This is a genomic window from Streptomyces sp. NPDC044064 (assembly GCF_056434245.1).
Window position 1 is genome coordinate 148,609 of sequence record NZ_JBWKFN010000023.1, and the last position, 12,933, is coordinate 161,541.

Sequence of the window (12,933 nt, forward strand, 5' to 3'; positions counted from 1 at the left end):
GTACCACCGGCACGGACGGATCCCGCACCCGGAACGCTTTCTTCCGGGTACGGGATCCGATTGCCGTAAGGATCAGCCGGTCGTCAGGGCGGTGTCGTCCACGACGAAGCTGGTCTGCAGGGAGGAGTCCTCCACCCCGCTGAACTTCAGGGTGACCGTCTGACCCGCGAACGAGGACAGGTCGAAGGTCTTCTGCGCGTACCCGGAGGCGGCGTTGAGGTTCGAGTACGTCGCCAGGGTCGTCGAACCGGCGGTCACCGTCAGCTTGTCGTACGCCGTGCTGCTGGTGGTCTCCGCGGTGTCGATGTGCAGGTAGAAGGTGAAGCTGGCCTTGCAGCCGGCCGGGACGGTCACCGACTGGGACAGCGTGTCGGTGTGCGAGGAGCCGTAACCGTCGAGCCAGGCCTTGTAGGAACCGCCGTGCGCGGCCTCACCGGAGTCGTTGGTGATGACGCCGCTGCTCGCGGTCCAGGTGGTGTTGCCCGACTCGAAGCCCGCGTTGCCGAGCAGCTGGGCCGAGGTGCAGGTGCCGCCGGAGGAGCCGACCGTCCAGGTGAAGGAGGTCGAGCCGGAGGCGCCGGTGGAGTCGGTCGCGGTGACCGTGACCTGGTAGGTGCCCGCGGTGGACGCCGTACCGGAGATCAGGCCGGAGGAGCTGTTGATGGACAGACCGGTCGGCAGACCGGAGGCGCTGTAGGTCAGGGTCGCGCCCGCGCTGTCGGTGGCGTGGATCTGCAGGCCGGCCGAGCCGCCGGTGGTGGTCGACTGGCTGCCCGGGTTGGTGACGGAGACCGTGTTGCCGGTGCTGGTGCCGGCGGTGAAGGCGGTGGTGCCGTTCGGGGTGCCCCAGCCGGTCGGGCCGTCGTAGCCGGTGCCCGCGGTGCAGAAGTACGAGGTGGAGCAGGAGCCGTTGCTGCCGCTGGTCACGTCGTACAGGTTGCTCGTGTGGGAGTACGGGTACTTCGCCGGGTAGTCACCGGAACCCGGGGTGCCCGCGAGGGCGTAGACACCGGCGACGATCGGGGCGGAGGCGCTGGTGCCGCCGTAGACCGCCCAGCCGGAGCCGCCGTAGGTGTCGTAGACCGCCACGCCGGTGGCCGGGTCGGCGACCGCGGAGACGTCGGCCTCCATGCGCTTGGAGCAGCCGCTGTCGGTCTGCCAGCTCGGCTTCGGGTCGTACGCCGAGCAGCCGGAGCCGGTGCCCTCGGTGGAGCTGGTGTGCCACACCGACTCGCTCCAGCCACGGGAGTTGGAGGCGGTGGACAGCGCGGTGCCGCCGACGGCGGTCACGTACTGGGAGGTCGCCGGGAACTCGGCGCCGTAGGCGGAGTCACCGGAGGAGACGGTGATGGCGACGCCCGGGTGCTTGAAGTACTGGGTGTCCTCGCTGGTCTGGGAGGAGGACTCGGAGCCGCCCCAGCTGTTGGAGACGACCTTGGCGCCCAGCGTGACGGCCTCGTTCTCGGCGATGCCGAGGTCGGTGTCGTTCGCGGAGTTCGCCTCGACCAGGTCGATGCTGCAGTTCGGGCAGACCGCGCTGACCATGTCGAGGTCGAGCGCCTCTTCACCGGCCCAGCCGGTGTCGTTGGTCGGCAGCGAGGTGGTGGAGCCGGTCTGGCTGACCTGCTTGAAGCAGCCGTTGGCCTTGGTGCACGCGGACAGGCCGTAGGTGGAGCGGTAAGTGGCCAGGTCCGACTCGGCGTTGGGGTCGTTGTAGGCGTCGACGATGGCAACGGTCAGGCCGGAGCCGCCCGTCGAGGGCAGGTTGTAGGCGCTGTGCAGATTGGCCGGGGAGAGGCCGGAGGGCGCGGCGGCGGCGAGCGCCGAGGCGAGCCGCTGCTTGATGTCGGTGCGCCGCTGGGCGAAGCAGGACGCGTGGCCCGGCTCGGCGGTGGCGCACAGATGGGTCGTCGGGACCTTCTGCCCGGCCTTGCCGGTCGAGTGGAAGATCTGCCGCTCGGGTGCGGTCAGAGCCTTGGTGTTCTGCGCGGCCCGGGAGATGTGGGGCGCGGGAGCGGCGGCGGCCAGGGCCCCGGCCACCGGCGCCGCGGCCAGTCCGGCGACGGTCAGGGCGAGGGTGGGGAGGGCGACGGAGACGAGTCTTCGAAGACTCCGTGTCCGCCCGCTCGGGCGTGACTCACGCATGGGGTACTGCCTCCATGGGGAAGTGGGGTTTCTCGCACTGGTTGGGCAGGCCCTTGACGCGCGTAGCGGCGGCAGTACCGCGCAGTCATGAGCATGACACTTCAGACGCCCCGCATGCCGAGTGAGCGTGACATGACAGGGTGCGGGAGGACCGTAGCCCCGGCCGAAGAGCCACCGGCAGTACCGGAGGTAATTCTTTGCCCCTCCATAGGATGGGATTGGCCCCCTCATAGGAGGGGGCTGGCGTGCGCTTGAGGCGTGCTACGCCCAGAGCTGGCCCTGGAGCGTCTCGATGGCCTCCTCGGTGGTGGCCGCCGTGTAGACCCCGGTGGAGAGGTACTTCCAGCCGCCGTCGGCCACGATGAAGACGATGTCGGCGCTCTCGCCGGCCTGCACCGCCTTCCTGCCGACACCGATCGCCGCGTGCAGTGCGGCACCGGTGGAGACGCCCGCGAAGATGCCCTCCTGCTGCAGGAGTTCACGGGTGCGGGTGACCGCGTCGGCCGAGCCGACCGAGAAGCGGGTGGTGAGCACGGAGGCGTCGTACAGCTCCGGCACGAAGCCCTCGTCGAGGTTGCGCAGGCCGTAGACCAGGTCGTCGTAGCGCGGTTCGGCGGCGACGATCTTCACGTCCGGCTTGTGCTCGCGCAGGTAGCGGCCGACGCCCATGAGGGTGCCGGTGGTGCCGAGGCCCGCGACGAAGTGGGTGATGGAGGGCAGGTCGGCGAGGATCTCCGGCCCCGTCGTCGCGTAGTGGGCGCCCGCGTTGTCCGGGTTGCCGTACTGGTAGAGCATCACCCAGTCGGGGTGCTCGGCGGCCAGCTCCTTGGCCACGCGCACGGCGGTGTTGGAGCCGCCCGCGGCCGGCGAGGAGATGATCTCGGCGCCCCACATGCCGAGCAGGTCCCGGCGTTCCTGCGAGGTGTTCTCGGGCATCACGCACACCATGCGGTAGCCCTTGAGCTTCGCCGCCATGGCCAGGGAGATGCCCGTGTTGCCGGAGGTCGGCTCCAGGATCGTGCAGCCCGGGGTGAGCCGGCCGTCCTTCTCCGCCTGCTCGATCATGTGCAGGGCCGGGCGGTCCTTGACCGAGCCGGTCGGGTTGCGGTCCTCCAGCTTGGCCCAGATACGGACGTCCGGGGACGGCGACAGCCGCGGCAGGCGCACCAAGGGGGTGTTGCCCACCGCGGCCAGCGGGGAGTCGTAGCGCATGCCGGTCTCAGGCCATGCCGCCGGCCACGGCCGGCAGGATCGTCACGGTGTCGCCGTCGGTCAGCTTGGTGTCGATGCCGTCGACGAAGCGGACGTCCTCGTCGTTCAGGTACACGTTGACGAAGCGGCGCAGCTGGCCGTTGTCCACGATGCGGGCCTGGATGCCCGCGTGCCGGGTCTCGAGGTCGGTGAACAGGTCGGCGAGGGTCTCACCGCTGCCCTCCACCGCCTTCTGACCGTCGGTGTACTGGCGGAGGATGGTCGGGATGCGGACCTCGATGGCCATGGTTGCGGGCTCCTGTCGGAAAGGGTCGGTTCGTCGAATCGGTGTGGGCGCGCCTGGATCCCCCCAGGCGTTCGGCACTGGGTGAGCGCCGCGGCACGGCCGTACGGCGGCGGGGAACGTCAACAGATGGCGCTGTTCAGCCTGCACAGGTCGACGTGCAGCCGCGCCACGAGCAGAATGCCCGGCGTCATCTCGCTCACGTCGTTCAGAACCATGGGCTCATCGTATCGATTCCCGGTCCCGCTCCCGGAGTGTGATCTCAGATGGTGGATGAATTCTGACCGAATCGCGGGATCAGTAGGCCTCCACGACCTTGACCTCCTCCTCCGTGACCTCACCTTCCACGATGCGGTAGGAGCGGAACTGGAAGTCGCCGAGTCCGTCGGTGTCGGCGGTGGACACCAGGACGTAGTGGGCGCCGGGCTCGTTCGCGTACGAGATGTCGGTGCGGGACGGGTACGCCTCGGTCGCCGTGTGCGAGTGGTAGATCACCACCGGCTCCTCGTCCCGGTCGTCCAGCTCGCGGTAGAGCTTGAGGAGGTCGCCGGAGTCGAACTCGTAGAACGTCGGCGACATGGCCGCGTTCAGCATCGGGACGAAGCGCTCGGGGCGGTCCGAACCGGCCGGGCCCGCGACGACGCCGCACGCCTCGTCGGGGTGGTCCTTGCGCGCGTGCGCGACGATCTGGTCGACGAGGGCCTGGGTGATGGTCAGCATGTCCGCCAGGATAAGCAGAGGGGCCGTCCCGTACCGAGGTGTGGTACGGGACGGCCCGCATGATGGACGTCCTGAGCGGCAGCCTCCGGGAGTGCCACGAGTACTCCCGGCGGCCGGACGTCCTGGGGATGGTCTCCCCGGTGGTCAGCCCACCTGCTCCAGCTCCGGCTCACGCCGGTCGGCGATCTCCGGCGTGCGGTTCTTCAGGAACAGCCAGCCGATGCCGAGCGCGACCGCCCAGACCGCCATCACGTACAGGCAGACGCGGGAGTCGGCGTCGTAGGCGATCAGGCCGGTGACGAAGAGCAGGAACGCGATGGCGATGTACGAGCAGACCGCACCGCCCGGCGCCGGGAAGGACGAGGCGGGCAGTCGGCCCGCGTCGACCGCGCGGCGGTACAGGACGTGGCTGACCAGGATCATCAGCCAGGTCCAGATGCCGGCCGCGGTGGCGACGGAGGTGACGTAGCCGAACGCCTTCTCCGGGACGACGTAGTTCAGCACCACGCCGATGCCCATGAACAGCACCGAGACGGTGATGCCGAGCGCCGGGGTCTTGGACGCCGACAGCTTCGAGAAGGCCCGCGGGGCCTCGCCGTTGTCGGCCAGGGTGCGCAGCATGCGGCCGGTGGAGTACATGCCCGAGTTGCAGGACGACAGGGCCGCGGTGAGCACCACGAAGTTGACGATGCCGGCGCCGGCCGGGATGCCGATCATGGCGAAGGCCTTCACGAAGGGGCTGACGCCCTCGGTGAACTCGGTCCACTTCACCACGCACAGGATGACGGTGAGGGCACCGACGTAGAACAGGCCGATGCGCCAGGGCAGCGTGTTGATGGCCTTCGGGAGGGTCTTCTCCGGGTTCTCGGACTCGCCCGCGGTGACGCCGACCAGCTCGACGGCGAGGTAGGCGAACATCACGCCCTGCAGGGTCATCAGCGAGGAGCCGATGCCCTTGGGGAAGAAGCCGTCGAACTGCCACAGGTTGGAGACGGACGCGGTGTCACCGGCGGCGCTGAAGCCGAAGGTGAGCACACCGAGACCGATCACGATCATGCCGATCAGGGCGGTGACCTTGACCATCGAGAACCAGAACTCCAGCTCACCGAAGAGCTTCACGGAGATCAGGTTCACCCCGAAGAGGATCACCAGGAAGACGAGTGCCGTCACCCACTGCGGGACGGACGGGAACCAGTAGTTGATGTAGATCGCGGCGGCCGTCAGCTCGGCCATGCCGGTGACCACCCACATCAGCCAGTACGTCCAGGCCGTGAAGTAGCCGAAGAACGGGCCGAGGAACTCGCGGGAGTAGTCCGCGAACGAGCCGGAGACCGGGCGGTAGAGCAGAAGCTCGCCCAGGGCTCGCATGATGAAGAAGATGATCACGCCTGCGAGGGCGTACATCAGGATGAGGCTGGGGCCCGCCTTCTCGATGTTGGCCCCGGCCTTGAGGAACAGACCGACGCCGATGGCGCCGCCGATCGCGATCATCTGGACCTGGCGGCTGCCGAGCCCGCGCTCGTAGCCCTCCTCAGGGGCTTCGGTGACCCTCTCAGAGGTCATGTCGTGGTGCGCCTTTCTCCATGCCGACCCAGGCCTTTCGTCGGCCTCGGATCGGGTTTCGATCCCCCCGGATTGATGGAGCTGAGCGGGTTTCGCGAGCCCGCTCGTGCCTGGCCGACGGTCGCCGGCTCGGTGGCGCACCCGGCCGGACATGGGTGGTGTCGGCCGGGCGGTCGTGAAGATTTATCACGGCCGCAATATTGATCACAGAAGCACGATGTGGCGCACCGCACAGGGAAAAGCGGACAAAGAACGCTCTAAAGCGGCAAACCGGGCCGCAACGGTGACGTGATCGTTATCCGGATTTGAGCGTCCCCTGAGCGAACGCGAAGTCCGCTCAAAATCGGGACAAGTTACGGCATAAGAGTGGTGACGAGCGTCTCCTGGAGGCCGCCGAGCCACAGATACGCCATCACCATCGGCTTGCGAGGGTCCTCGTCGGGGAGCCGGTAGAGCAGATCGGCGTCGTCCTCGTCGGCGATCTCCAGCCGGGCACCGATCGCCAGGCGCAGGTCGTTGAGGGCACCGAGCCAGTACCTCGACTCCTCCGGTGACAGCTTGAGGACACCCCCGCTCTCGTCCACCGGGGACAGCGCGTCCAGGCTGCGGATCACCGTGAGGGCGTTCTCCCGCTTGCCGGCCCTGAGGTCGTTCTCCGTGTAGCGGCGGAACTCGGCCGAGTGAGCCAGGCGCTCCTCGGCCTCGGCCGGGGAGTCGGGCGCCTGCTCCGGGTCGCTGTAGGCGTCGGGGAAGAGTCTGCGCAGGACGGGGTCGCTGGGCGGCTCGCTGGGGCCCTCGGCGAACAGCTCGGCCAGCGGGTCGGCGGGGGCGTCCGCCGCGGGTCCCGGGCCGATCAGCTCCAGGAGCTGGACGGCCAGCGACCGGATGATGGAGATCTCGACGCCGTCGAGTGCGACGGCCGCGCCGCCGCCTGGGATGTGTTCGAAGTGTCCGGACATGAAGAGGATTCGCTACTTCCGGTCCTGCTGGAGGGTGGCCCACAGTCCGTAGCCGTGCATCGCCTGCACGTCGCGCTCCATCTCCTCGCGAGTACCGCTGGAGACGACCGCCCGGCCCTTGTGGTGGACGTCGAGCATGAGCTTGGTGGCCTTGTCCTTCGGATAGCCGAAGTACGCCTGGAAGACGTACGTCACATAGCTCATGAGGTTGACCGGGTCGTTGTGGACGATCGTGACCCAGGGGACGTCGGGCTCGGGTACGGCGAAGACCTCCTCCGCCGACTCGGTGCGTTCGATCTCTACGGGCGCGGGTGACGTCACACACTCCATGCTGCCACGCGCCCCACAAATCGTCACACTGACGAAATGGGGGTACGATCCATTGCCATGAACACAGCGGACCTTGGGCTGCCGGTGGACGTTCCCTCGACGGCACTCTTCACGGACCAGTACGAGCTGACGATGCTGCAGGCAGCGCTGCGGGCCGGTACGGCCGAGCGGCGCAGCGTGTTCGAGGTCTTCACCCGGCGGCTGCCGGACGGGCGCCGCTACGGCGTGGTGGCGGGCACCGGGCGTGTCCTGGACGCGGTCGAGAACTTCCGCTTCGACGAGGACGTCATCGGCTTCCTGCGGGAGCGGGAGATCGTGGACGAGGAGACCCTGGAGTGGCTCGCCGGCTACCGCTTCAGCGGTGACATCTGGGGCTACCCCGAGGGCGAGGTGTACTTCCCCGGCTCGCCGATCGTCCGGGTCGAGGGCACCTTCGCCGAGTGTGTGCTGCTGGAGACCGTGATCCTCTCCATCCTCAACCACGACTCGGCGATCGCGGCCGCGGCCTCCCGGATGGTCTCCGCCGCGGGTGACCGCCCGCTGATCGAGATGGGCGCCCGCCGCACCCACGAGCTGGCGGCGGTGGCCGCGGCCCGGGCGGCGTACGTCGGCGGCTTCACCACCACCTCCGACCTCGCGGCCGGCTTCCGGTACGGGATCCCGACCGTCGGCACCTCCGCACACGCCTTCACCCTGCTGCACGACCACGAGCGGGACGCCTTCCGGGCCCAGGTGGCCTCCCTCGGCCGGGGCACCACCCTGCTGGTCGACACCTACGACGTCGCCGAGGCGGTCCGTACGGCGGTGGAGGTGGCCGGGCCCGGTCTCGGCGCGGTGCGCATCGACTCCGGCGACCTGCTCCTGGTGGCCCACCGGGTACGTCATCAGCTGGACGAGCTGGGGGCGACCGCCACGAAGATCGTCGTGACCTCCGACCTGGACGAGTACGCCATCGCATCGCTGGCCGCGGCGCCGGTGGACGCGTACGGCGTCGGCACCCAGCTGGTGACCGGATCCGGGCATCCGACCTGCTCGATGGTCTACAAGCTGGTCGCCCGCGCCGAGTCCGCCGACCCGGCGGCGCCGCTGGTGCCGGTCGCGAAGAAGTCCACCGGGGGCAAGACCTCCGTCGGCGGACGCAAGTGGGCGGCACGGCGGCTGGACGACGAGGGGGTGGCCGAGGCCGAGGTGATCGGCACCGGACCGGTGCCGGACGGGCTGGCCGGCCGGCAGCTGCTGGTGCAGCTGGTCAAGAGCGGTGAGGTGGTCGCCCGCGAGCCGCTCGACGTGCCGCGTGCGCGGCACATCGCGGCGCGGGCCAACCTGCCGTTGTCCGCTACACAGCTCTCCCGCGGGGAACCCGTCATTCCGACGGAGTATGTCCAGGGGCGCTCGGGTAGCTAGAGCGCGACCGCCGTCCGCTCCCTGTCAATGCCCCCTCCCGAACAGGCCGCAAAGTCTCTAGGCTCAGTTACTTAACCCTCGGTCGAAGGACACCCATCATGCGTCGCGCGTTGATCGTCGTAGATGTGCAGAACGACTTCTGCGAAGGGGGCAGCCTCGGGGTCTCTGGGGGCGCCGACGTGGCCGCCGCGATCACCGAGCTGATCGGCCAGGCGGCCGGTACCGGCTACCGCCACGTGGTCGCCACCCGGGACCACCACATCGCGCCCGGCGGCCACTTCGCGGACAACCCCGACTTCGTCCGCTCCTGGCCCGCGCACTGCGTCGCGGGCACGGAGGGGGTGGGCTTCCACCCGAACTTCGCCCCGGCGGTCGCCTCCGGGGCGGTGGACGCGGTCTTCGAGAAGGGCGCGTACTCGGCGGCCTACAGCGGCTTCGAGGGCACCGACGAGAACGGTGTCCGGCTCGCCGAGTGGCTCCGGGACCGCCACATCGACGAGGTCGACGTGGTGGGCATAGCGACGGACCACTGCGTACGCGCCACGGCCCTGGACGCCGCCCGGGAGGGCTTCCGCACCCAGGTCCTCCTGGACCTGACCGCAGGGGTGGCCCAGGAGACGACCGACCGGGCCCTGGAGGCGCTGCGCGAGGCCGGCGTGGAACTCACGGGCAAGCCGGTCGTCAGCGGCTAGCAGGCGCCCGGGAAGGGGCCACGCCGGGCGAGCCGCGCAGGACCTGCCGTCGCCCGCCCGGCGGAGCCGCCCTCAGCCCTGCTGCACCACCGCCGACCTGCGAAGCAACGCTCGGATGGGATGCCACAGCTCCGTCACGATGACACCGTTGTCGGGTGCCGTACGCCATATCAGGCCGTCGGGGTGGTGCAGGACCGCGGTGATCTCGTCCGGGCTCGGGGGCGCGGCGTTGCCCCGGAGGTAGACGGCGCGCAGGCCCAGGTTGCGCAGGCGGGTCAGGGCCCGGGCGCGGTTCTGGGCGTGGACCAGGACACGCACCGCGGTCGAGCCGCCGGCGGGGCCGGGGCTGGGCAGATTCAGTGCCACCACCACGGTGCCGTTCGGCAGCTTGCAGAAGCCTCCTGCGGCCATGCGGTCACATCCCCGTTTCGGTCGGTGTCAATAAGCGAGCCACAGGACGCACCTAAACACGATCGGCGGCGACCCGCCAGGGGGTCACCGCCGATACGCTTCTGACCTGCGGAAATATCCGCTACTTCACCGCGGGGCCGACTTCCAGCTCGATCGTCGAGCCGTTCTTGGCCTGCTTCGTGATCTTGATCTTGGTGTTGGTGTCAGTGATCTTGACACCGCCGGTCGGGTTCGACCCGTCGTAGTAGGTGCTCGTGTGGTCGTTGAAGACCGAGACACCCTTCTGCGACTTGATCTTGGTGGCCTTGTCCGCCTTGTGCAGCGTGAAGGCGTCCGTGGCGTCGAGGCCGAACGGCGAGTCGAAGGCCTGGATGCGGTTGCGCAGCAGCGTGCCGTCGGAGTACTTCAGCGCCTTCCAGTGCGCGTCGACCGGCAGGATCAGACCGGTGCCCGGGTGCTCACTGGCGTTGGTGTTGTTGTCCGCCTGGGAGGTGTCCCACTTCCAGATCAACAGACCGTTCTGGTACGGGTAGTGCTCCACCCAGTCCGGACGCGACGTGAAGCCGAAGTTGTACGGGCCGACCTTCAGGGTCTTGTCGTACGACACGTACTGGCGGTTCTCGGCGAGGTAGTACTGCTTGTAGTCCTTGGTGAAGGACGCGCCGATGCGGGAGAACCCGGCCGCGGTCCAACCGGCGTCCGCCGTCTCGGCGTTGTCGGAGAACAGCGCCGTACCGTCCGCGGTCACCGAGATCTCGTCGGCCGCGAAGCCCTTCTGGGCCACACCGCCGTCGGTCTGGTAGCGGAAGCGGACATCGATCTTCTTGCCCGCGTAGGCGTCCAGCGAGTACGACAGCTTCTTGTAGCCGTCGACCGTGCCGGTCAGGGTCGGCTTGCCCGAGCCGTCGCGCGGGATGGCCTGGCCGTCCACCGTGCCGTCCACCGCGGTCCAGTTGGCGCCACCGTCGGTCGACACCTCGGTGTAGAGGTAGTCGTAGCCGTTCTCGATGTCGTACCAGCCGTCGAGGGTGAGCGCGGCCGAGGTCTTCCCGGTGAGGTCCACCGAACGCGTCAGCGTGTTCTTGAGGTTGTCACCGCTGCCGCTCCACCACTGGGTCGCGCCCTGCGCCGGGGTGACGATCTCGGTCTTGACCGCCTTGGTGGGCAGCGTGACGACCAGAGCCTGGCGGTACTTGGTGTTGTACTCGGCGACGCCCAGCTTGTGCCAGGAGGAGACGCCGGCCTTGGCGCTGTCGTAGTTCAGCCAGCCCAGCTGCAGCTTGTCCCAGGCGTTCATGTCGCCGGGCAGGTTGCCGATGGACTCCTTGCCGGTGCCCAGCCAGGAGCCGGAGGACATCAGCGTCCAGAAGCCGGTGGAGTTGTCGCCGCCGCTGGTGTCGTACTCGTCGGGCAGGCCGAGGTCGTGGCCGTACTCGTGGGCGAAGACACCGAGGCCGCCGTTCTCCGGCTGGATGGTGTAGTCGCCGACCCAGACGCCGGTGTCGCCGACCTGCGCACCGCCGAGCTTGTTGTTGTCGGGGCCGGTGGCGCCGGCGTCGGTGCCGAAGGCGTACCAGCGGTGGGCCCAGATCGCGTCCTTGCCCTGCGCGCCGCCGCCCGCGGACTCGTCCTCGCCGGCGTGCACGATCTGGAAGTGGTCGACGTAGCCGTCGGGCTCGTTGAAGTTGCCGTCGCCGTCGTAGTCGTAGCGGTCCCACTGGTCGTACTTGGCCAGGTCCGCCTTGATGGCGGCGTCGGTCTTGCCGGCCGCCTTCTGCTGGGCGACCCAGGCGTTCAGACCGTCGCTGACGACGTTCCACACGCTCGGGCAGTTGGTGGAGCCGCAGGCGTTGTTGCCGTAACGGGCCTCGTTGTAGGGCACCTTGACCCAGTCGGCGACCTCACCGGCGACCGAGTAGCGGCCCGAGGACTGCTTCTCGTAGTACTTCTTCAGCGACTCGGTCTTCTTGCCGGTGCCGAAGTAGAGGTTCTGGTAGTGCTTCTGGTTGTAGTCCTTCTGCCAGGCCGTCGAGTTGTCCTTCTTGCGGTCCGGCGCGGCGATCGTGTTGTGCAGCGGGCCGCGGGTGCCGCCGAACTTCGGGTCGGTCTGGTCCCCGAACTCCACCAGGATGGTGAAGATCTTGTCGGTCTTCTCGCGGCTCAGCTCGACGTACTTGCTGTCGCCCTTCTTGCTCTTGAGCTGGACGACCTTCGAGCCGTTGCGGTCCTTGGCCTTGACCTTGCCCGATATGAGCTGGTTCAGGGCCTCCTGGCGCTGGGCCTTCTGCGTCTTGCTCATGGGGCCGTCGAGGTCGTGCGACTGCTGCTTCACCGGGGCCGGGTCGTGCCGGTTCGCGGCAGCCGGGCGGGCCGTGGTGCTCGCCTCTGCGACGGCGAACGTCGCGAAGGTGGCGGAGGCCGTGGCGAGCGCCACACCGATGGCGGCAGCTCTGAACATCCAGGGTCTGCTGGTCACTTGAGTTCCTCCCCCGCGCCGCACGCACGGACAGGGGGGTCCTCGGTCATGGGAAGGGGTCCGTGCGCGCACGATCAACGCGTGTAATCAAGTGACGACATTTGACTAGAGGTTTAGAAGAAAAGACAGACCTTGACTTGAGCAGGACAAGTGCACTATGCGGAGCGTGCGTTCGCTTTACGAACGTGCGTACCTGTCGGTCAACGGGCGCGCGCACCCGTCCACTTCCCGGACCCCATGACTCCGTGCGCCCCCCGTGCACCGGTACCGTGGGTTAGGTCACGCTTACCACGCGTCCGGCTCGGGCATGCACGCGATGAGAGTCGAATGGCGCCCCCACCTTTCTTCCGAGGACACGATTGCCATGCCTCGTCCGACCGCCGCACAGCTCGCCTACGGTTCGTGCACCGTGATCTTCTCGACGCTCGCCATGCTGCTGCTGTCCCAGACGAGTTCGGGCCTCGGGGTCACCGTGATCGCCCTGGCCGCGCTCGGGCTCGGGCTGCTCGTCGCGATGACGGTGCCACTGCCCAGGCCGCGCACGATCGCGCCGCCGGCCGAGACCGCGCACGAGAGCGAGCGGGTCCCGACCAGGTTGTGAACGACGCGCCCGCACGGCGCACACGAGAGGGGGGGGGGCGTGGGGGGGTGGGCCGGGTTGTCTTTTTTTTTTTTTTGGTTGTCCCTCTTTTTCCCCCCCTTCCCCCCCCTCCTTCTTTCCCCCCCGCTCTTCCTTCT

Annotated in this window: 13 protein-coding genes; 3 read left to right on the forward strand and 10 right to left on the reverse strand. The window is 68.6% G+C overall.

Features of this window, described 5'->3' with window-relative positions; translation table 11 throughout:
- Positions 1-72: 72 nt before the first annotated feature.
- The 8 genes from AC07DS_RS32210 to clpS form a co-directional block, all read right to left on the reverse strand.
- On the reverse strand, positions 73-2,145 hold the full coding sequence (locus AC07DS_RS32210; protein WP_479151008.1) for a putative Ig domain-containing protein: 2,073 nt from the start codon (positions 2,143-2,145) through the stop codon (positions 73-75).
- Between the two features lie 261 nt (positions 2,146-2,406).
- Positions 2,407-3,357: a PLP-dependent cysteine synthase family protein gene (locus AC07DS_RS32215; protein WP_145882526.1), complete on the reverse strand. Its 951-nt coding sequence runs from the start codon at positions 3,355-3,357 to the stop codon at positions 2,407-2,409.
- Positions 3,358-3,364: 7 nt separating this feature from the next.
- Complete coding sequence (locus AC07DS_RS32220) at positions 3,365-3,643, reverse strand: MoaD/ThiS family protein (RefSeq protein WP_145882527.1); 279 nt, start codon at positions 3,641-3,643, stop codon at positions 3,365-3,367.
- Between the two features lie 119 nt (positions 3,644-3,762).
- Entirely contained in the window at positions 3,763-3,858 is a 96-nt protein-coding gene (locus AC07DS_RS32225) for a putative leader peptide (protein ID WP_315903834.1), read from the reverse strand.
- A gap of 79 nt (positions 3,859-3,937) precedes the next feature.
- On the reverse strand, positions 3,938-4,360 hold the full coding sequence (locus tag AC07DS_RS32230) for a M67 family metallopeptidase (protein ID WP_386580925.1): 423 nt from the start codon (positions 4,358-4,360) through the stop codon (positions 3,938-3,940).
- 144 nt (positions 4,361-4,504) lie between these two features.
- Positions 4,505-5,923 carry an amino acid permease gene (locus AC07DS_RS32235; protein ID WP_479151013.1) on the reverse strand — a complete coding sequence of 473 codons (1,419 nt, stop codon included), beginning with the start codon at positions 5,921-5,923 and terminating at the stop codon, positions 4,505-4,507.
- Positions 5,924-6,276: 353 nt separating this feature from the next.
- On the reverse strand, positions 6,277-6,882 hold the full coding sequence (locus AC07DS_RS32240; RefSeq protein WP_479151015.1) for a DUF2017 domain-containing protein: 606 nt from the start codon (positions 6,880-6,882) through the stop codon (positions 6,277-6,279).
- 12 nt (positions 6,883-6,894) lie between these two features.
- A complete protein-coding gene (gene clpS / locus AC07DS_RS32245) occupies positions 6,895-7,212 on the reverse strand; it encodes an ATP-dependent Clp protease adapter ClpS (RefSeq protein ID WP_145882532.1) in 318 nt (105 codons plus the stop codon).
- A gap of 57 nt (positions 7,213-7,269) precedes the next feature.
- On the opposite strand from clpS, the gene AC07DS_RS32250 reads away from it, so the two are divergent.
- Together AC07DS_RS32250 and AC07DS_RS32255 are read left to right on the forward strand one after the other, a co-directional pair.
- On the forward strand, positions 7,270-8,616 hold the full coding sequence (locus tag AC07DS_RS32250) for a nicotinate phosphoribosyltransferase (RefSeq protein WP_479151017.1): 1,347 nt from the start codon (positions 7,270-7,272) through the stop codon (positions 8,614-8,616).
- Between the two features lie 98 nt (positions 8,617-8,714).
- Entirely contained in the window at positions 8,715-9,308 is a 594-nt protein-coding gene (locus AC07DS_RS32255; RefSeq protein ID WP_479151019.1) for a nicotinamidase, read from the forward strand.
- Positions 9,309-9,380: 72 nt separating this feature from the next.
- On the opposite strand, the gene AC07DS_RS32260 is transcribed toward AC07DS_RS32255, so the two are convergent.
- Positions 9,381-9,719 (reverse strand): hypothetical protein, encoded by a 339-nt coding sequence (locus AC07DS_RS32260; protein ID WP_479151021.1) that lies wholly within the window; start codon positions 9,717-9,719, stop codon positions 9,381-9,383.
- Positions 9,720-9,840: 121 nt separating this feature from the next.
- Positions 9,841-12,195 (reverse strand): immune inhibitor A domain-containing protein, encoded by a 2,355-nt coding sequence (locus AC07DS_RS32265; protein ID WP_479151024.1) that lies wholly within the window; start codon positions 12,193-12,195, stop codon positions 9,841-9,843.
- A 364-nt stretch (positions 12,196-12,559) separates the two neighbouring features.
- Here AC07DS_RS32265 and AC07DS_RS32270 point away from each other — a divergent pair, with 364 nt between their 5' ends.
- Complete coding sequence (locus tag AC07DS_RS32270; protein ID WP_479151026.1) at positions 12,560-12,796, forward strand: hypothetical protein; 237 nt, start codon at positions 12,560-12,562, stop codon at positions 12,794-12,796.
- Positions 12,797-12,933: the final 137 nt, after the last annotated feature.